Source organism: Halomonas citrativorans (assembly GCF_900163645.1).
In the GTDB taxonomy this organism is placed as follows: Bacteria; Pseudomonadota; Gammaproteobacteria; order Pseudomonadales; family Halomonadaceae; genus Vreelandella; species Vreelandella citrativorans.
On record NZ_FUKM01000032.1, the window covers coordinates 54,774 to 73,493 of the forward strand.

22 protein-coding genes are annotated in these 18,720 nt (G+C 53.2%); 4 read left to right on the forward strand and 18 right to left on the reverse strand.

The features are described 5' to 3' along the window. Nucleotides 1–66: 66 nt before the first annotated feature. Both CZ787_RS07440 and CZ787_RS07445 read right to left on the reverse strand, forming a co-directional pair. A complete protein-coding gene (locus CZ787_RS07440) occupies nt 67–954 on the reverse strand; it encodes a DMT family transporter (RefSeq protein WP_087107746.1) in 888 nt (295 codons plus the stop codon). Continuing rightward, nucleotides 951–1,220 (reverse strand): SelT/SelW/SelH family protein, encoded by a 270-nt coding sequence (locus CZ787_RS07445; protein ID WP_087107748.1) that lies wholly within the window; start codon nt 1,218–1,220, stop codon nt 951–953. Before CZ787_RS07445 ends, CZ787_RS07440 begins: the two co-directional genes overlap by 4 nt. 82 nt (nt 1,221–1,302) lie before the next feature. Between CZ787_RS07445 and CZ787_RS07450 the strand changes: the two genes are divergently transcribed. The 3 genes from CZ787_RS07450 to ettA all read left to right on the forward strand — a co-directional run bounded on the left by CZ787_RS07450 (nt 1,303) and on the right by ettA (nt 4,981). Next, nucleotides 1,303–2,616 (forward strand): MFS transporter, encoded by a 1,314-nt coding sequence (locus CZ787_RS07450; protein WP_087107750.1) that lies wholly within the window; start codon nt 1,303–1,305, stop codon nt 2,614–2,616. A 304-nt stretch (nt 2,617–2,920) separates the two neighbouring features. After that, nucleotides 2,921–3,127, forward strand: coding sequence for a PA3496 family putative envelope integrity protein (locus CZ787_RS07455; RefSeq protein WP_087107752.1), 207 nt, complete (start codon nt 2,921–2,923; stop codon nt 3,125–3,127). Between the two features lie 192 nt (nt 3,128–3,319). After that, entirely contained in the window at nt 3,320–4,981 is a 1,662-nt protein-coding gene (gene ettA, locus CZ787_RS07460) for an energy-dependent translational throttle protein EttA (RefSeq protein WP_087107754.1), read from the forward strand. Between the two features lie 139 nt (nt 4,982–5,120). On the opposite strand, the gene CZ787_RS07465 is transcribed toward ettA, so the two are convergent. From CZ787_RS07465 to phaR, 7 genes are all read right to left on the reverse strand, one after another. After that, nucleotides 5,121–5,279, reverse strand: coding sequence for a DUF1328 domain-containing protein (locus CZ787_RS07465; RefSeq protein ID WP_018918588.1), 159 nt, complete (start codon nt 5,277–5,279; stop codon nt 5,121–5,123). Nucleotides 5,280–5,489: 210 nt separating this feature from the next. Continuing rightward, nucleotides 5,490–6,131, reverse strand: coding sequence for a 2-polyprenyl-3-methyl-6-methoxy-1,4-benzoquinone monooxygenase (gene coq7, locus CZ787_RS07470; RefSeq protein WP_087107756.1), 642 nt, complete (start codon nt 6,129–6,131; stop codon nt 5,490–5,492). Nucleotides 6,132–6,219: 88 nt separating this feature from the next. Next, nucleotides 6,220–6,561, reverse strand: a complete 342-nt coding sequence (locus CZ787_RS07475; protein ID WP_087107757.1) for a histidine triad nucleotide-binding protein — start codon at nt 6,559–6,561, stop codon at nt 6,220–6,222. Nucleotides 6,562–6,612: 51 nt separating this feature from the next. Continuing rightward, complete coding sequence (locus CZ787_RS07480) at nt 6,613–7,485, reverse strand: phosphoribulokinase (RefSeq protein WP_087107760.1); 873 nt, start codon at nt 7,483–7,485, stop codon at nt 6,613–6,615. Next, the gene (locus CZ787_RS07485) at nt 7,485–7,925 is read right to left on the reverse strand and encodes an acyl-CoA thioesterase (RefSeq protein WP_087107763.1); all 441 of its coding nucleotides are present in this window, start codon (nt 7,923–7,925) and stop codon (nt 7,485–7,487) included. The genes CZ787_RS07480 and CZ787_RS07485 overlap by 1 nt, the downstream gene beginning before the upstream one ends. 62 nt (nt 7,926–7,987) lie before the next feature. Next, entirely contained in the window at nt 7,988–9,274 is a 1,287-nt protein-coding gene (gene purD, locus CZ787_RS07490; RefSeq protein ID WP_087107765.1) for a phosphoribosylamine--glycine ligase, read from the reverse strand. A gap of 67 nt (nt 9,275–9,341) precedes the next feature. After that, nucleotides 9,342–9,803 (reverse strand): polyhydroxyalkanoate synthesis repressor PhaR, encoded by a 462-nt coding sequence (gene phaR / locus CZ787_RS07495; protein WP_087107767.1) that lies wholly within the window; start codon nt 9,801–9,803, stop codon nt 9,342–9,344. A 133-nt stretch (nt 9,804–9,936) separates the two neighbouring features. Here phaR and CZ787_RS07500 point away from each other — a divergent pair, with 133 nt between their 5' ends. After that, on the forward strand, nt 9,937–10,650 hold the full coding sequence (locus CZ787_RS07500) for a 16S rRNA (uracil(1498)-N(3))-methyltransferase (RefSeq protein ID WP_087107769.1): 714 nt from the start codon (nt 9,937–9,939) through the stop codon (nt 10,648–10,650). A 10-nt stretch (nt 10,651–10,660) separates the two neighbouring features. Here the strand turns inward: CZ787_RS07500 and CZ787_RS07505 are convergent, their stop codons facing one another. From CZ787_RS07505 to CZ787_RS07545, 9 genes are all read right to left on the reverse strand, one after another. Continuing rightward, nucleotides 10,661–11,212 carry an ATP-dependent zinc protease gene (locus tag CZ787_RS07505; RefSeq protein WP_087107771.1) on the reverse strand — a complete coding sequence of 184 codons (552 nt, stop codon included), beginning with the start codon at nt 11,210–11,212 and terminating at the stop codon, nt 10,661–10,663. A 45-nt stretch (nt 11,213–11,257) separates the two neighbouring features. Continuing rightward, nucleotides 11,258–12,517 (reverse strand): lytic murein transglycosylase, encoded by a 1,260-nt coding sequence (locus CZ787_RS07510; protein ID WP_087107773.1) that lies wholly within the window; start codon nt 12,515–12,517, stop codon nt 11,258–11,260. Between the two features lie 245 nt (nt 12,518–12,762). Beyond that, nucleotides 12,763–13,167 (reverse strand): monovalent cation/H(+) antiporter subunit G, encoded by a 405-nt coding sequence (gene mnhG, locus CZ787_RS07515; RefSeq protein WP_087107775.1) that lies wholly within the window; start codon nt 13,165–13,167, stop codon nt 12,763–12,765. After that, on the reverse strand, nt 13,160–13,429 hold the full coding sequence (locus tag CZ787_RS07520; protein WP_087107777.1) for a monovalent cation/H+ antiporter complex subunit F: 270 nt from the start codon (nt 13,427–13,429) through the stop codon (nt 13,160–13,162). Before CZ787_RS07520 ends, mnhG begins: the two co-directional genes overlap by 8 nt. Further along, nucleotides 13,429–13,902: a Na+/H+ antiporter subunit E gene (locus CZ787_RS07525; protein ID WP_087107779.1), complete on the reverse strand. Its 474-nt coding sequence runs from the start codon at nt 13,900–13,902 to the stop codon at nt 13,429–13,431. The genes CZ787_RS07520 and CZ787_RS07525 overlap by 1 nt, the downstream gene beginning before the upstream one ends. Continuing rightward, the gene (locus CZ787_RS07530; RefSeq protein WP_087107781.1) at nt 13,899–15,494 is read right to left on the reverse strand and encodes a Na+/H+ antiporter subunit D; all 1,596 of its coding nucleotides are present in this window, start codon (nt 15,492–15,494) and stop codon (nt 13,899–13,901) included. The genes CZ787_RS07525 and CZ787_RS07530 overlap by 4 nt, the downstream gene beginning before the upstream one ends. Further along, nucleotides 15,491–15,838: a Na+/H+ antiporter subunit C gene (locus tag CZ787_RS07535; protein ID WP_087107783.1), complete on the reverse strand. Its 348-nt coding sequence runs from the start codon at nt 15,836–15,838 to the stop codon at nt 15,491–15,493. Before CZ787_RS07535 ends, CZ787_RS07530 begins: the two co-directional genes overlap by 4 nt. A gap of 18 nt (nt 15,839–15,856) precedes the next feature. Further along, complete coding sequence (locus CZ787_RS07540; protein WP_087107785.1) at nt 15,857–16,288, reverse strand: Na+/H+ antiporter subunit B; 432 nt, start codon at nt 16,286–16,288, stop codon at nt 15,857–15,859. Further along, nucleotides 16,281–18,632 (reverse strand): putative monovalent cation/H+ antiporter subunit A, encoded by a 2,352-nt coding sequence (locus CZ787_RS07545; protein WP_087107787.1) that lies wholly within the window; start codon nt 18,630–18,632, stop codon nt 16,281–16,283. Before CZ787_RS07545 ends, CZ787_RS07540 begins: the two co-directional genes overlap by 8 nt. Between the last annotated feature and the right edge of the window lie 88 nt (nt 18,633–18,720).

Here is an 18,720-nt window from a genome sequence, read left to right on the forward strand (position 1 = left end):
GGCTCGATGGCGCATCATGATTTTCCTGCACCCAACCCATTCGCAGCGGGCGATAAAAAATGGGGCTTATTGCTCGACGGCGACAGGCTTCACCTGCAGCTGCTGAAGTGCCAACCCAAATAAAATCAATCCCAATCCAATAAACGTAGAGAAAAGCAGAGGCTCATCAACCACTAAATAAAGCAGCATCAGCGAAACCGGAGGCGAAAGAAAAATCAGGGTCGAAACTTTCGCTGTGCGCGAAACCTTATGAACGGCCATTTGCCACAGAACAAACGCGATCCCCATTTCGAACAGCCCAACATAGACCCCCGCACCAACACCTTTCCAGCCATGCCATTGAAGCCCAGGCCCCATAAGCAATAAAACGGTTAACACCGGTAGTCCAACGGTGAAGTTCTGCCACTGCCCGACGATAGGCTTGCGACGGTCACGTGCATTAAGTAACCAGTAAAGCGCCCATAACAGGGTCGATGAAAGCGCGAACAGCACGCCAATAGGGTCCGCAAACGACACATTGAGTACCGCGCCCCGCGTAGCAATTACCCATACGCCCGCATAGGCCACCACACCTGCCAAAATATCCACCCGGGTTAACCGCTGCCCAAGTATGGGAACCGCCAGAAATGCCATCGCTAGCGCCCACGTATAATTAAGCGCCATCGCTTCCTGGCCAGGCAGGCGATCATAAGCAGCAAACAGCACCAGGTAGTAAGCTACGGGATTCATGATCCCCGCCCATAAGGCGGTTTTCCATCCGCTGGTTAACGCCTGCCTCATAGCGCCTTGTTTAAGCACCAGAGCGCCCATTAAAAGCCAGGAAACCAACGCAGCAAGCCACATTAATTCAACCGGCCCCATCAAACCCAGGCCGACTTTAAAAGCAGTCGCCACCGTTGACCACAGTGCCACAGCACCTAGCCCGTAAAGAATAGCCTGACGATCCTGGTTCATCGGTCGATATGCCCCAGGTCACGGTGCGGCTCGATCTGGTCGCGAACGCGCTGTTTCAGCATTTTGCTGTCCGGGAAGCCGCTATCACGCTTACGCTCCCAAATTAATGTGTCATCACACCAAATTTCAAAGGTACCGCCATGCGCAGGCGCAAGGGCTACCTCATCTAGATCCTCCCCAAAAGTAGAGAGTAGTTCCTGAGCATACCAGGCACTGCGTAAAAGCCATTGGCATTGCGTGCAATAGCGAATCTGGATCCGTGACACTTTCGGTCTCCTTACCCATATAATGGTGGCATTCTGTCGCTGCATTTTGTCATTCCAGGAGTATAACCGCCAAGGAGCTGTAATGGCTGGACCCAACATTTCTCAAGCGCGTGTTTTTGAGTGGCTGACGGGCGATGAGGACAGTCGACTCTGTGCTGATATTCCGGAGCAGGCCTGCGCCGAACAACCACGTAATTTTTTTCTGCACCTATGGGCCTCCCTGGGGAATAAGCTTGCAGACGAGCTATCCAGCGCACGCTTGGTGCTTCCCTGGCTAATGGGGATTATCGGCGCGCCCATCTGGATGGTGGGGCTATTGGTGCCTATTCGTGAGTCTGGTGCCCTGTTACCTCAGATATTCGTGGCGGGCTTTATTCGTCTAAAACCTAAACGTAAAGGCGTCTGGGTGTTAGGCGCGGCCCTTCAGGCAATTGCTGCGCTTGCGCTGGCCGCATTAGCGCTAACGGGCAGTGGCAGTATGGGCGGCGCTGCGGTGTTAGGCGTACTGATACTGCTTTCATTAGCACGTGGGCTTTCGTCGATTGCTAGCAAAGATGTCATGGGTAAAACCATTGCCAAACGCCGCCGTGGCTCCTTGATGGGGTGGAGCGGTAGCATAGCGGGCGGCGCAACCCTGGCGGCGGGTGGCGTGCTTATGTTGCTGGGTAATCAACCAGGCAACCTAGCTCTGGCTGTACTTTTAAGTGTTGCCGCCTTCAGTTGGCTACTAAACGCGCTCTGTGTTGCACGTATTAAAGAAGTGCCAGGAGCAGTGGAAGGCGGAGAGAGCGCTTGGGACAGCATTAAGCTTGGCTTATCGCTCTTAAAAAAGGATCGTACGTTTCTACATTTCAATGTTGCCAGAGCATTGCTGCTCTCCAGCGCACTAGCGCTACCCTACATTGCGCTACTCGGCCAGCAGCAAAGCGGTACTAATTTAGGCGGGCTAAGCCTGCTTGTTGTGGTATCGGGTCTTGCAGCAATGGTGGCAAGCCCTATCTGGGGTAAATTAGCCGACCAATCCAGCCGCCGTGTAATGCGTAATGCGGCTATTGGCACCGTTACTTGCTGTTTACTGGGCGCTGGCTTGGCCTGGCTGCCCGGCACCTGGGCTCAGAGTGTTTGGCCATATGCCTTGGTGTATGCGTTGCTGGTGATCGTCCACCACGGTGTCCGCCTGGGACGCAAAACCTATATTGTAGATATGGCGAGTCAGGATGACAGGGCTCTGTATGTTGCTCTTTCCAATACCTTAACCGGCCTGCTCATGCTCGTCGTCGGCGGCGTTATTGGCGGGCTGGCTCAATGGCTAGGTAGTGCGGCGTTGCTGTTGCTTTTGGCGCTTACGGCGGCTGGGGCGGTGCTTAGTGCGCTGAAACTTCCAGAAGTGGAATAACAAACATAATTGCAATGCAACGCTCTCCACAACGCCCGTTTTTGATGAAACAGGCCACCTGGTGTATTTCATCGGCGTACAAAAAGATGTTACTGAGCGCGTGGAGGCACAACTGGCTTTGGCTGAATGACAAAGCAGTGATAACACCGCTCATCAAGCACAGGACTCATTAATTAACAGCTAGCTCTTGACCTTAAGCCCATGTAGCGTTATATAGCGGCTAGGCGCTGCTACAGCGTTTGGCGCTTCTTTCAAAAGAAGCCATCGTGACGCCGGCCTGCCGGCTTGGGTTGGAGGGCATACCATGAGCCGTGACCCCTTAAATCGTGAGAACTACTCAGCAGAAAACCTTGAAGCTGACGAATTCGATAATCTTGATGCCGTAAACGATGATCAATACGGCAAGCATAAACCAAGCAAAGCCGACTCGTTACGCGCCCGCCGACAGGTAGAAGCATGGCTTGAAGAGCGTCGTTTACAGCGTGCCATTGAAGATGATTGGGATGCGTAAATAGCTCCTTTAAGTGGGTAGCGAGCCAGTTGCCCTCTTCGTCACCATCCAACGCATCACAAAACCCACGCTTTCTTTTTATAGCCATTGGATGTTGCCCGGAGGCATCTTCTGGCCTTTCCAAGCACAGAGCACTATCATCTGAGGCTACTCAGCACTTTGCTGTCTCATTCATCAACCTAACGGATTTCCATGGCGCAATACGTATTCACCATGAACCGGGTTGGCAAAGTTGTGCCACCCAAAAAACAAATTCTCAAGGATATTTCGCTATCGTTTTTCCCGGGCGCTAAAATCGGCGTTTTGGGTTTAAACGGTTCCGGTAAATCCACACTGCTGCGCATTATGGCGGGTGTCGATAAAGAGTTTGAGGGTGAAGCTCGTCCGATGCCGGGTATCAATGTGGGTTATCTCCCCCAAGAGCCGCAGCTTGATGATGAGAAGAATGTCCGCGACACCGTTGAAGAAGCGCTAGGCGCTATCAAGGAAGCGCAGGAGAAGCTGGACGCTGTTTATGCGGCCTACGCCGAGCCTGATGCCGACTTCGATGCACTGGCAAGCGAGCAAGCACGCCTTGAAAACATCATTGAAGCCGCCGATGCCCACAACCTTGAGCGTAAGCTTGAAGTCGCAGCCGAAGCGCTTCGCTTGCCGCCGTGGGATGCCAAAGTGGGCAACCTTTCAGGTGGTGAGCGGCGCCGTGTCGCACTGTGTCGACTGCTACTTTCAAGCCCGGACATGCTGCTTCTGGATGAGCCAACCAACCACCTGGACGCCGAATCGGTTGCCTGGCTGGAGCGCTTCCTTCATGACTATAACGGCACCGTTGTGGCGATTACCCACGACCGTTACTTCCTGGACAACGTAGCGGGCTGGATTCTGGAGCTCGACCGTGGCCAAGGCATCCCGTTTGAAGGCAACTACTCTCAGTGGCTAGAGCAAAAAGAGCACCGCCTGACTCAGGAAGCCAAGCAGGAAGCATCGCGGCAAAAAGCCATCAAGCAAGAGCTTGAGTGGGTGCGTAGTAACGCTAAAGGTCGTCAGGCCAAAAGCAAAGCGCGCCTTAACCGCTTTGAAGAGATGCAGTCCGGCGACTTCCAGAAACGCAATGAAACCAACGAGATCTATATTCCGCCTGGCCCGCGCTTGGGTGATAAGGTCATCGAGTTTCATAATGTCTCCAAGCGCTTTGAAGACAAGCTGCTTTATGAAGATCTTTCCTTCACTATTCCCCAAGGTGCGATTGTCGGCATCGTCGGCGGTAACGGTGCGGGTAAATCGACCCTGTTTAAACTCATCACCGGTAAAGAGCAGCCAGACACGGGTGAAGCGGTCATCGGGGACACGGTTGAGATCGCTTATGTTGAGCAGCTACGTGATGCGCTTGATGACAAGCAGACGGTTTGGCAGGCGGTGTCTGGCGAGCAGGACATTCTCAACATCAACGGCTACGAAGTGTCTTCACGTGCCTACGTTGGTCGCTTTAACTTTAAAGGCAATGACCAGCAGAAGCGCCTGGATGAGCTGTCCGGTGGTGAGCGTGGACGCTTGCAGCTTGCCCAGACGCTCAAACAGGGCGCCAACGTACTCCTGCTGGATGAACCTTCTAACGACCTTGATATTGAGACACTGCGTGCGCTTGAAGAAGCCCTTCTTGCCTTCCCAGGCTGCGCCATGGTGATTTCTCATGATCGCTGGTTCCTGGACCGTATTGCCACGCACATTCTGGCGTTTGAAGGTGATTCTGAAGTCGTCTTCTTCGACGGTAACTATACCGACTATGAAGAAGATCATAAAAAGCGGGTAGGTAACGATACGCCCAAGCGCATGAAGTACAAGCGTATTGATGCCTGATTTTTTAGCGTTCCAGACCCGGTAACAGTACGGCTGACCCGTATGCAAAAAGCCCCAAACGGGGCTTTTTGTTTAGCTGGTTCTATCCAAAGTCTTTATGAAAAGTCTTTATGAAAGGTCTCTATGAGCAGCCCTTATGCTAACGGCGTCGCCCTGTAAATAGCGATACCACAAACAGGATGAGAAACAGAACGAATAGAATTTGCGCGATGGTTGATGCAACCCCCGCGATTCCCGAAAACCCAAGCACACCGGCGATAATCGCAATAATCAAGAATAGCATCGCATTGCCTAGCATCGTCTTTCTCCTTTTCCCTGGTAACGCTTTTCTGCTTTAGAAAACGTACGCTACCTTACGTACGATTAGCATTGACCTGATTAAGCGTTGGCGATAACTCGCCATTCGTCAAGAGATTAAGGAGAATTTGCTTTCCTTGCTGACGCTTTTCATTCCCGATACCGGTATTCAGCAATAGCACGTCAGAAATAGCACGTCAGAAATAGCACATCAGAAATAGTAGGCACCTTTAGTGGCACTTTGAGCGACAAACCTTAACCCCCATTTAATCGGCGCGGGGAAACGCAGGCCACCCGACTCTATCGCTAAATGCGCCTGGTGCGCTTCATCGGCAGCCATTTGGCGAAGCAGCGCGAGCGAGCGCTGATCATCTGCCATCAGTCTGGCCTGTTGCTCTTCAAAGTGTTTGCCCGAAAGCTCACAGGTAGCGGCAATCATGCCCAGGCTTAGACGCTCACTGGTGATCCCAGAGACAGCCCCCACCCCAAATGCAGCGGCATAAAAAAAGAGCGTAAAGTAGCTGGTGCGACTATTCAGTTGCGCCAGCCGCTCTTCACACCAGGCCAAGTGATCAAATGCCTCCGCAGCGGATTTCTCCATTTGCACACGCGCATGGGGGAGCGCTGCGGTAATACTCTGGCCCTGATACAGCGCCTGATTCGATACACCAATCACATGATTAACACGCATCAGGCCTGCGGCATGACGTCGTTGGTGGCCATCAAATGCCCTATCCTCAAGCTTACTGGCGGGATGGTTACGCTGTGATGTAGCGGCGCGAGGCATCAGCGACCGTAACGCTGTATCAAACTGATGAATTAAGCAATCAGACCGACTAAGCTGGCGCTTCATGGCTTACTCCGCTTAACAGCAAACTGTCTTAAAAACTGTCTTAAAGTCTGCCTTAAAGGTAGCTTGAAGATATTTCGAAGGCCGTCTGTTAGCCCGCAGGCCACGTAAACTGACGACCACCTAATAAATGCATATGTATATGGTAGACCGTCTGACCGCCCTTTTCGTTGCAATTCATCACGACACGATAACCGTCTTCGGCAAAGCCCTGCTGCTTGGCAAGCCTGGCAGCAGTGAACTGCAAACGGCCGACCAGTTCAAGATCATCTGCTTCAATGTCGTTTAAGGTGGCGATGTGCTTTTTGGGAATAATTAGCTGATGAGTGGGCGCCATAGGGCTAATGTCGTTAAAGGCGAGAACGTGCTCGTCTTCATAAACGATATCAGCCGGGATCTCACGATTGATGATTTTACAGAATAAACACTCCATACCCACTCCTTGTTATCGTTGCAGCTTGTCGCCCCGCATTTGCAAACGCGGTTAACGAAAGCGGCGCTGGGATAATAAATGGCGCACCAGGGGTGCCAAAATCAGCTCCATGGCTAATGACATGCGCGCGCCTGGCACGACCAGCGTATGTGGCCGTGTCATAAAGGCATCCTTGATCATTGCAAGAAGCCAAGGAAAATCAACGGTTGATGGATCACGAAATCGTATCACCACAAACGACTCGGCATCTGTGGGGATATCCTGCACTTCAAAGGGGTTGGACGTATCGACGGTAGGCACCCGTTGAAAGTTGATATGGGTGCGGGAGAATTGCGGCTGAATATAGCGCACGTAATCGTTCATGCGGCCCAGAATCGTATCGATCACCGCTTCCTGGGAGTAGCCACGCAGCTTGGTATCACGGTCAATTTTCTGAATCCATTCAAGATTCATGGTCGGCGCAACGCCTACCAACAGATCCACATGGCGAGCAATGTCGTACTCCTGGGTTACCAACCCACCATGTAAGCCTTCATAGAACAACAGGTCGGTACCACATGGGAGCGACTGCCACTCCGTAAAGGTGCCTACGCGGCACCCTGCTTCGATTTTCTGCTTGTCTTCCGCGTGGATATAGTGCCGAAACGTGCCCGTACCGTGTTCGCCATACTCGACAAATACCCCTTCAAGGCGGTCAAGCAGGTTGGCTTCTACTGCAAAATGCGAAAGCTCATGCTTACGCTCGGGCTCTTCACGAAACATGCGGTGAAGATCATCACGTGTATAGCGGTGAAAAGCGTCACCATCCACCATGGCCGCATGTACATCTTCGCGTAGAAACATGCGCTCAAAGCTTCGTCTGACGGTCGTTGTGCCCGCACCCGAAGAGCCCGTCACGGCGATAATGGGATATTCCCGCGACATTAAGCACTCCTCGCTTGGGCCAAGGCCTGCTTGATGGGCTCAGGTATCGCCACCGGCCGCCCAGTATTGACGTCGATGAGTAACTGGTTAACGCGGGCGGTCGCCACGATATGTTCGCCGTCGCGCTGCAAAATACGCTGGTAAACGGTTAATGCCTTGCCCTGCGGCTCAGGCACAGCCGTTTCAATGATCAACGCATCAGGCCAACGCGCTTCACGTTGATACTGCACGGCCAGGTCGGCCACCACGCTTGGATAGCCGTGCATGTCCCATTCCGGTAGCGCCAGGACGGAAAAAGCGTGAACGCGGGCTTCATGTAGCAGCGAAACCACTGTGTCATGCCCCAAATGCCGGCCGTAATTCATATCGGTTACCCGCACCGTTAAGGGGTGACGATGAATAACCGCGTTGGCGGGAAAATCCAGCGTTACACGTTCCATACCTGTTTCCTTTCGGTGGTGATAAGTGGCCCGCCCCTTGCGCTATGGTACCAACGTGCTTATTACGCTTTTTCTCTCGCAATAGCACGGTAAGCGATATCACGGCGATATTCAGCGCCCTCCCAGCGAATCTCATTGACACCTTTATAAGCCTGCTGCTGTGCGCTAAATACACTCTCGCCCAGTGCCGTCACACACAGTACACGACCGCCGGAGGTCGTTACCTCGTTGTTCGCGTTCAGCGCGGTGCCCGCATGAAACACCTTGCTGTGCTGCTCGGCTTTTGCCAAACCATCAATGACATCGCCTTTACGGTAGCTGGCTGGATAACCGCCCGCCGCCATGACCACCCCCACCGCGGCACGTGAATCCCAATGGCACGTTTTACCCGCCAACTGCCCCTGGGCACCGGCAAGGCAAAGCTCAGCAAGATCAGACGTCAGGCGCATCATGATGGGCTGAGTTTCGGGGTCACCAAAGCGGCAGTTATATTCAATCACTTTGGGCTGCCCGGTCTGGTCGATCATCAACCCGGCATACAAAAATCCGGTATAGGCATTGCCTTCAGCGGCCATCCCTTTAACCGTGGGTACGATGACCTGTTCCATGATGCGGGCATCAACGTCTGGCGTCACGACCGGTGCAGGTGAGTAAGCGCCCATGCCGCCTGTATTTGGGCCTGTGTCGCCATCGTAGGCGCGCTTATGGTCTTGGCTTGTGGCCATGGGAACGATGTTTTCGCCATCGACCATGACGATAAAGCTCGCTTCTTCGCCTTCAAGAAACTCTTCAATGACAACGCGAGCACCGGCATCGCCAAAGGCATTGGCTTCGAGCATATCGCGAATGGCGGCTTCGGCCTCCACTTCACTCATGGCAACGATCACGCCCTTACCTGCCGCCAAGCCATCTGCCTTGATGACGATAGGCGCACCGACCTTGTGTAAATATGCCAACGCAGGCGTTACCGTGGTAAACGTCTGATAAGCCGCCGTTGGAATAGCATGGCGCGCCAGGAAGTCCTTGGTAAATGACTTGGAGCCTTCAAGCTGGGCTGCGGCTTGGGTGGGGCCAAAGATGGTCAGGCCAGCCGCTTGAAAGCGGTCAACGACGCCTTCGACCAGAGGCGCTTCTGGACCGACGACGGTCAAGCCAATACGCTCTTTGAGCGCAAATGCTTCTAACCCGGCCAAGTCGGTGGCCGCAATATCGATATTGGTCAGCTTGTCTTCAGTAGCCGTACCGGCATTGCCGGGCGCTACAAATACCTGCTCAACATTATCAGATTGCGCTAATTTCCACGCCAACGCATGTTCGCGGCCGCCGCCACCTATCATCAAAACCTTCATGTTCTTCCTTCTCGAACGGGAGAGCGATTATGCGCCGCATTATGCCACAAGGTGACCACTCGTGGCGTTAGGAGGATTTATCCTCATCCTTGTCGCTGGTGGAGGGCGGCTGGTTCAAGGTGTTTTGCCAAAAGCGCATATTTTCTTCGGCCAGCTCGCGCATAAACTCCATCGGCGTATGGCGCATGGCCTGCTGCCATTGGCTTTGTAAACGCTTTTGCTGCTCCAGCATAAGCTGCGTGCCTTGCTCCAGATAACGCGCCAGAGGTAAAGGTGACGACATATCGTAAACCCGGATGAGCTGCGCCAGCAGGTCGTTAGAGAATACTTCGGCTTCGTTATCCGACTGCTCCTGCTCAATAATGATGGAGAGCAGAATGGTACGCGTCAGGTCTTCCCCGCTTTTGGCATCCTCAACCCGAAACGGCGCTTCTTCAATAATAAGATGGCGCAGATCTTCAAGCGTGACATAACGGCTTTGCTGAGTGTCGTACAACCGGCGATTGGCATACTTACGAATTACGCGCACAGCGCATCTCCTTAAACGCGATAGGGGTTGTTCCCCAATGCTATTATTGTGCCTGCACCACGCGCCCATGCAAGCCATGTGAGTAGAATATTGCGCAACAGCGTGCCCACCCTTCGACCAATAGATGCCGATTATGAATTTGATCTTGCTTCACCCCAGCGACCTCGACCACCAGGGCCATGCACGTATAACAGACGCACGCAGATTAGCGCATTTACGCGATATCCATCGCGCCGCCCTCAGTGACCGGTTAACGGTGGGTGTTCAGGGTGGCTTAATGGGAAAAGCACAGCTGGTCGAATTAACCACTGAGCTTGCCGTATTTGCCCTTGACCCGTTAGCAGACGTGCCTCCCCCCGCTCTTCCCGTGCATTTAGTACTCGCGCTACCTCGGCCACGCATGCTGGCGCGAACGCTTGAGCATGTGACAGCGTTAGGGGTGAAGGAAATTACGCTACTGCATACCAAGCGCGTAGAGAAAAGCTATTGGCAATCACCAGAGCTTCTTCCCGAGAAAATTCATCAGCACCTGGTGCTGGGTCTGGAGCAAGCCCGTGATACCCAGCTACCGAGCGTGACACTGACCAAAGGCTTCCGGCCCTTTCTTGAAGAGCAACTGCCTGCTTTACTTCGCGGTCGCCGTGGCCTTGTGGCTCATCCGGGCATGCCGATGGCCTGCCCACGTGGCATCAGCGACAATACGCTGCTGTTGGTCGGCCCAGAAGGTGGGTTTATTCCATGGGAAGTTGAGAAACTGCTGGAAGCTGGCTGTGAAGGGATGCATCTTGGGCCGCGCATTTTACGCGTTGAAACAGCCGTCACAGCGTTGCTGTCACGGCTGTTCTAAAACTCAATACCTAGGATTGCTGGTCTTCTGGGTCGTGAGGCACTACCTCAGCATCTTCACTGCAGGATGGCTCCTGCTGGAATGTTTCGCGCACGTCCAGCAAGCCTAAATGGCTGATGGTTCGCCGGCCAAGCAACAGCGGATAATGCATTTCTTCGCGATCACGCAGGCTAAATTGCTCTTCGTAAACCGTATCGCCCATGCACACATTCATTAATACAACGGGGCGCTCATCACGTCCGCCCGCACCGCGCACTGCCAACTCACGATAGAGCGGCCGTTCAAGACGGTCGCTAAACACTTCGTCGTTCTGCTGGTCTTTTAGCTTTAAGCGAAAGCGCACCCACTCCTCGCCCTCTTTCTCAAACACTTCGATATCACGCGCATCCAGAGATGACGTCAGGGCACCACTATCAAGCTTGGCCTTCACCATAATGCCCCAGGGCTCTATGGTGGCATTTTCAACCCAACCAAACACTTTATCATCAGCGCTTGCCACTGCGCTGGCGGCTAATGCACTTACCAGTACACTACTTAACAGCGTTTTTCCCACAAATCCCATAGCATCATCCTTGGTGAAATAAGTGATTAATCGTTAACTACGCACCTAGCGCAGCCTTTCAAGCAGCGCCTGAGTAGCGAAGCCATCCGGCGTCAGGCCTTGGCTGCGTTGAAAGTCACGCACGCCTTGGCGTGTATTGGGCCCCATCACACCGTCAGCCCCGCCTACCGAATAGCCTGCTTCATTCAAGCGCCGCTGGAGTTCTTTGACATCGTCGCGGGTTAAAGGTGTCTGCCCTCGTGGCCATGCCTGGCGTATTCCCTCACGTCCGGCAATTTTATCAGCCAGCGTCGCCACGGCCAGGGCGTAGCTGGTGGCGTTGTTATAGCGCAAAATCGCTCGAAAATTAGCGCCTACCAAAAAGGCAGGCCCTTCAGCCCCGGCCGGAATGACGATGGCCGCGCTCTCGAAATTGGGCAGCTCACCCTGCAGGGCGCGTACACCTTGACTCGCCCACTCGGCGCTACTGCGGCGCTCGGTCTGTGAATAATCAAACGATGCAGGAAGCGCTAACTCAACCCCCCAAGGTTCGCCTGTTTGCCAGCCTGCCCGCGCCAGATAGTTGGCGGTGGAGGCCATCACATCGGGGATACTGCCCCAGATATCACGGCGGCCATTGTTATCACCATCCACGGCATAAGCTTCAAAGCTACTGGGGATGAACTGGGTATGCCCCATAGCACCCGCCCAGGAGCCTTTCATTTGCTCGGCGGCGATATCGCCCTGGTCAATAATACGTAACGCCGCAAGCAGTTCACCGCGTGCGAAATCCCGGCGACGCCCATCGTATGCCAGGGTGGCGAGCGCCTCAAGGGTTGAGAAATCACCAAAATTGCTTCCGTAATTGCTCTCGATGCCCCAAATCGCCACGATGATTTCTGAGGGTACGCCGTAGCGTTGCTGCATTTCTAATGCCGTCTGGCGATGGGCGTCAAGCTTCTCACGGCCTGCATTGACGCGCGTATCGGAGGCGGCGGAATCGAGATACTCCCAAATAGGCCGCACGAACTCCGGCTGGTAGCGGTCCAGCTCAATCACCCGTTTACGGTAGCGCACGTTATCCAGCGCGGTGGCTAGCGTTGACTCACTGATCCCTTGGGCAGCTGCATAACGGCGGAACTCGTTTCGCCACTGCTCAAAGTTGGCATAGCGTAGTTCTTCGGCACCACGGGCATCCACTTCTGTCATCAACTGCGGGTTAGCGTAGAGGCTTCCGCTAAACATTACCGTTAGCACCCCGGCGGTAACTACAAGTGATGTATGACAAAAAGCGCGACGTAATGGCAAATTAATCTTGAGCGACATGGTGTCTATTCCTAGGCTGTCCTTGGCATGCCTGATGATGGCCTGGAAAACAGGCAGATACCAGGATTTGTACGAAAACAACGTGTGCTTAGCAGTTTTGGTGCAAACCCAGGCCTATCAACCTTTTACCAGGTAAAGTCACGGCGCTGACATTTCCTGCTGATACATTGTGATATAAAAAAACCACCGTGCAGGTGGTTTCTTAACGATTAATTATTTGTTAACCGGTAAATTAGTGAAATAAATCAATCAGGGTCCGTCGCTCGTGGCTGACGCTTAGCGTTTTCATCCGTTTCCATACCGCTTTTTAATTCATGGGTTAACGGGTCGTAGTTGGGGCGAAGCTCATCCTTGACCGTACCACTCCAAAGTCGAGAGCCCACAAAGTAACCCGCCCGTCCTATCACATGCGCCGCAACGGGGGCTGTCATCAGGATAAACACGATAATCGCAAAGGAACGAGCGACCACGCCTACCTCAGAAAAGTGCATCGCCGATGCCAACATGATCAAAATAACGCCTAATGCCGCCGCTTTGGTAGTGGCATGCATACGCGTTAGTAGATCCGGCAAACGTAACAAGCCAACAGCCGCCAAGAGCATAAATAAAGAGCCTGTCAGCAATAGCGCACCTTTAATCGCTTCAATCATCGCGTGGCCCTCCCCGTTCCAAAAAGCGTGCAAAGCCAATCGCGGCCAGAAAGCCCATTAGCGCAATAACGATAGCAGCATCCAGAAAGCTGGCTACCCCGGATTGAATGGCGTAAACGCCTACCAACCCGACCACCGTGGTAGAGAACAGTTCAAGCGCCACCACTCGGTCAGGCAGGCTTGGCCCGCGCACCACACGCACAAACGTCAAGATTAGCGCCAGCCCCATAATGATCTGGCTGATTAAGAGAACCGTATCCATTAGCGAAATAACTCCAGAGCTCGATGCTCCATTTCTTTTAAGTTGCGCCTTAGCTCTTCTTCGTCATCCAGGAACATGGCATGGATATAAAGCACCTTGCGATCATCAGAGACGTCCAGGCTCAGCGTTCCCGGTGTTAAAGAGATCAGATTAGCCACCAGGGTAATTTCCATTTCAGTACGTGCGGAAAGCGGCATGGCAATGACGCCTGGCTGCATGTGCCAAGGCGGCGTCACTATATCAAACGCAACACGCAGGTTGGCTTGAACAAGCTCCTTTAGAAAAAAACCCAGAAAGCCAATAATGCGCGGAATTCTGGCCGGATAGCCTTTTAATGCGCTTACTTGCGGCTCAATCAGCACCAGCGCGATATAGCCGAAAATCATGCCTACCAGCAGGTTCAAGCCTGTGAAGTCGCCGCTCAGCAGTACCCATGCCAATCCTAACAGCAGGTTCCAAATAGCACCGGTCATGGCGCGTCCCCCCCGCTTATTATTTCTACCTGCAACTCACTTGGTATAAGTAGCGCATCCTCAGCACTCGCGGATACGCCCAACACCGCATCAATATACCCTCTGGGGGCCAGCAATTGATCACCAATGGTGGTCATCACATGCATGATGGGTTCCGCTAAAATCCCGATGAGCACTGAAAACAGAGCCAGCACCACCACGGGCAAATACATCATCCACAGGCTGGGTTTAATAAGCCGCCCATCATCCCCAGAGGGTGTATTCGATTCAGGCACCTGGTTATCTTCTGGCAAGGATTTCCAGAAGACTTCGTTCCATATCTTCACCATGGAGTAGAGCGTTAATAACCCTACTCCCAAGGCAATGGCAGTAACCACATACGCCTCGGCTTCAATACCGGCCCGCACAATCACGAACTTGGCGAAGAACCCGGATAACGGAGGAACCCCCGCGAGGGAAAATGCTGAGATAAAAAATGCAACCGCAAGCCAAGGGCGTTCTTTATAAAGCCCACCCATCTTTTTTAGCTGGTACGTGCCCTGTAAGCGGTGAGTGATACCGCTAATCAAAAACAGGTTCGTCTTGACAATAATATTGTGCATGATGGCAAACACGCCGCCAGCAATCGCTAATGGTGTATACAGCGCCAAACCCAGAATCATATAGCCGATCTGGCTGACAATATGAAACGACAAAATACGCCGAAACTCATATTGAGCGGCCGCACCCAGCACCCCGGTCACCATGGTAAGCACCGCTCCCCACAACATTATTTCCTGTAGGTAGCCCATCGACTGGTCAAAGATCAAGGTAAACACACGGAACAGTGAATACACGCCAACCTTGGTGAGAAGGCCTGCAAAAAGCGCTGAAACGGCGACAGGCGGCGTATGGTAAGACGCAGGCAGCCAGAAAAAGAGCGGGAAGGCTGCCGCCTTGATCCCAAAGGCCACCATAAACATCACCGCGAGCACCTCGACCATCCCGTTATGCTCAACAGCATTCATGCGCAGTGCGATATCGGCCATGTTAAGCGTACCGACCGTGCCGTACAGCAGCCCCACCGCTGTCAGAAAGATCACCGACGCCAGCAGGTTAAGCGTTACGTACTTTATTGCCCCTTCCATCTGGGCCCGCTCGCCGCCCAAAATCAGTAGCGCAAAAGAGGCCACCAGCATGACCTCAAACCAAACATAAAGGTTGAAGATATCACCGGTTAAAAAGGCTCCTGCCACCCCAGCTAGCAACAAGTGCATTAACGGATAATAGCCAAATTTCTCATGGCCACGGCCAGTCGTCGCTAGCGAATAAATCCCCATGGCGAGGCCGATGATACCGGTCATCAGCACCATCACCGCACTTAACATATCGGCGATGAGCGTAATCCCAAACGGTGCAGGCCAGCTGCCCATTTGCATGGTGACATAGCCTTCGGAAAGGGTTGTCGTAAACAACCAGAGACTAACTATCAGAAATGCTATATTTCCAGCAACGGCGATAAAGCGCTGCATTGGCCTTGAACGCCAAAACAGTAGTGAAATAGCCCCTGAAAGTAAGGGTAAAAGGACGGGAAGAGCAACTTCAGGCCTCACGTATCAGTATCCTTCATCTTATCCATGTCATCAGCCTTCACCACTTCATAGGCACGACGAATCAATACAACAGCAAAGGCCAGTACACCAAATGCGATAACGATAGCCGTCAGTACAACGGCTTGGGGCAACGGGTCAGCGACATCGCCCATAGGCTGAACCATACCTTCTGGAATCAGCGGTGGCGCGCCCCGCGTCATTCCGGCAGTAGTAAAGATCAATAAGTTAGCAGCGTTGGAAAGCAGCAGTAGCCCAATAACCAGCTTTACAATGGAGCGTCGCAGCATCATAAAAATAGCGGTGGCGTACATAATCCCAATCGCTAGCGCCATTACCGGTTCCATGCGTATCCTCCTGTTACGTTAAGGCTCATCCTTATCCACCTCCATCAACGCCATCACCATGCCAATCACCGCCCCCAACACCGCCAAGTAAACGCCAATATCAAAAATCAGCGGGGTTGAGGCTTTAAAATCAATAACCGGAATGGTCCACCACTGCGCGGTTAAAAACGGCTGACCCATAAACCAGGCAGGTACAACAGAAATCATGCCTAACAACAGCCCCACGCCAATCAAGTCGCGAGGGTCGACCATCCGTAATACCTCTTTTGTGGCACTGACGCCAAACGCCAGCAGATACAAGGTAAACGCCCCCGCCGCCACTAACCCTGCAATAAACCCACCGCCGGGCTCGTCGTGTCCACGAAGCAGCAAAAATATCGAAAACATAAGCTGTAGCGGCATTAGAAAGCGGGCCGCCGTGTTTAAAATAATCGTTCCCGATTTAACCATCGTACGGCTCCCTGCTATCAGTATTCCCGCTGTCATTGGTGGGCTTAGCGCTTTCTGGCTCGTGGCGCAGCTTCAGCATAGCGATAACGCCAATGGCGGCTAGCGCCAGTACAAACATCTCGCCCAACGTATCCAGCGCCCGGTAATCCACCAAAATTACGTTGACGATGTTGCGGCCAAAAGCGAGCGGTGCGCTGTTTTCAACCATATAGGTAGAAATGGACTCGAACTGGTTAATACTCCAGGCAGTCATGATCAGAAGGAAAATCAAGATGCCCATCATCGCAGCTACCGAACCATCGCGAATACGCTCCAGGCTGGTCGAAAGATGCGAGAAGCGAGGCAGCCTGAACAGTACCAGCACCAGTAAAATAACCGTGAGCGTTTCAACCAGAAGCTGGGTGATCCCAAGGTCAGGGGCGCTGAAAAGAATAAAGACCAGCGCGATTGAGAACCCCATAATACCCACTGACACGACGGCGCCCAGCCGGGAGCGAGTGATCGTTGCATACAGGGCACCCATCACCATTGTGCCGACGACGATAGCCTCATGAAACCGTACATCAAGTTCAAAGGCTAACAGCGGAGAGTGACGCACCAGAATGGAGTTACCCAACAGCGTAATCAGCACGACCAGCATGACCAAAATATAGTTGCGCATATAGCCGTTTTGCAGCACTCGGGTTTGCCATTCCGCAAACCGTACCAGGCCATTTAACAAGCCTTCATAGCCCGCTTCCGGGCCGTAGCGCATAAGAGGGGCCAGCAGCGTAAGCTTGCCTCGTACGCTGTCCCAGTACTTGAACAACAAAAAGCCCAATCCCAGGCTAACAACGGACATTATCAGCGCCGCATTAACACCGTACCAAAGTGACAGCGCCACTTCTCTCGGCTGCCCAGCCACCGCACTTGCCGCTGACGTCAAAAGAGCATCAACGCCAAACATGGCGGGCGCCAGGCCAAAAACCAGCGAGCCTACGCTTAGCAGTGCGGGTCCCATTAACATGCCGAAAGGTGCTTCATGCGGCGTTTTTGGGGTTTCGTGACGCTTGCCGTAGAAAGGCCGTAGCGCAACAATCGCCGCCACGGCGATAGTCATAATCGCGCTGACAAATGCGAACACGACTAGCAAGCCTTGAAAATCCCCTGCGCCCAGCACCGCTTCAAACTTAAGCTCTTTGCCAATAAAGCCAAGCAACGGCGGCACCCCAGCAAGTGATAGCGCCGCTATCAATGCAATGGTGGCCGTCACCGGCATCAAAGACCTTAACCCGCCCATTGCGGTGACATCCTTGGTGCCCGTTTCATGATCGAGAATACCGGCCACCATGAACAACGCCCCCTTGTAGAGGGAGTGTGCGAGCAAAAAAGTTACGAATGCTGTCATGGCGTACTCAGTACCAATGCCCAACAGCATCGTCAACGTGCCGAGCGCCATGATGGTTGAGTAAGCCAGCAGCTTTTTAATGTTCGTATGATGAATAGCCATGAAGGCGCCCAGCAGCAGCGTGATAGCGCCCACCACAGAGAGAATGCTTATCCAAAGTGCCGTCCCGCCCAGTTCAGGTTGAAGCCTTGCCATAAGGTAAATACCGGCCTTAACCATGGTGGCGGAGTGCAAATAAGCCGAGACGGGTGTAGGTGCTGCCATGGCGTTGGGCAGCCAGAAATGAAAGGGAAACTGAGCTGACTTGGTGAAAGCCCCCAGCAGCAAACAGATGAGCATGGGCGTATAAAGGGCATGCTCTCGCAGGTCGGTTTCCATTGCGCGAATATCGGTTAACGACCACTGGTCGCTGGCGATGCCCAGCAAGATAAGCCCGGCCATTAACGCAAGCCCACCCGCAAAGGTGACAAAAAGTCCTTGGCGAGCCGACTTACGGGCCTGCATATCGGTATGGTTAAACCCGATCAGCAGGTACGAAGTAACGCTGGTTAACTCCCAAAAAATAAACAGCGTGATCAGCCCATCGGCCAACACTAGCCCCAGCATGGACACCATAAAAGCCATCAGCGCGATATGAAACCGCGCGATATCCGGGTGGCCTTTTAAGTAGCTCCCCGCATACACCAACACACACGCACCAATAACGCTGATTAATAAGCCGAACAGTAAGGACAAACCATCCAGCATAAAGGTGAGGCTGATACCTAACGAAGGTACCCATTGCCACTCCATTAGCAGCGGGCCGTCATTGATGACCGTGGGTGCTTGAGAAAATAGCCACGCAGCGATGAGCGCAGGAAAAAGGGCCAATACCAAACTCGTACGGTCTGCAAACCAGCGCTGCATAAGTGGTGCCAACGCGGCTAATACAAACCCCATCAAAACGGCGAATTGCATCTAGCGATATCTCCTGTGTATCTGCCCCATGATGAAGCGGGTTCGTTGAGCGTCAATTCCTCTCGCGGTGAGTAGTGGTCACCATCCC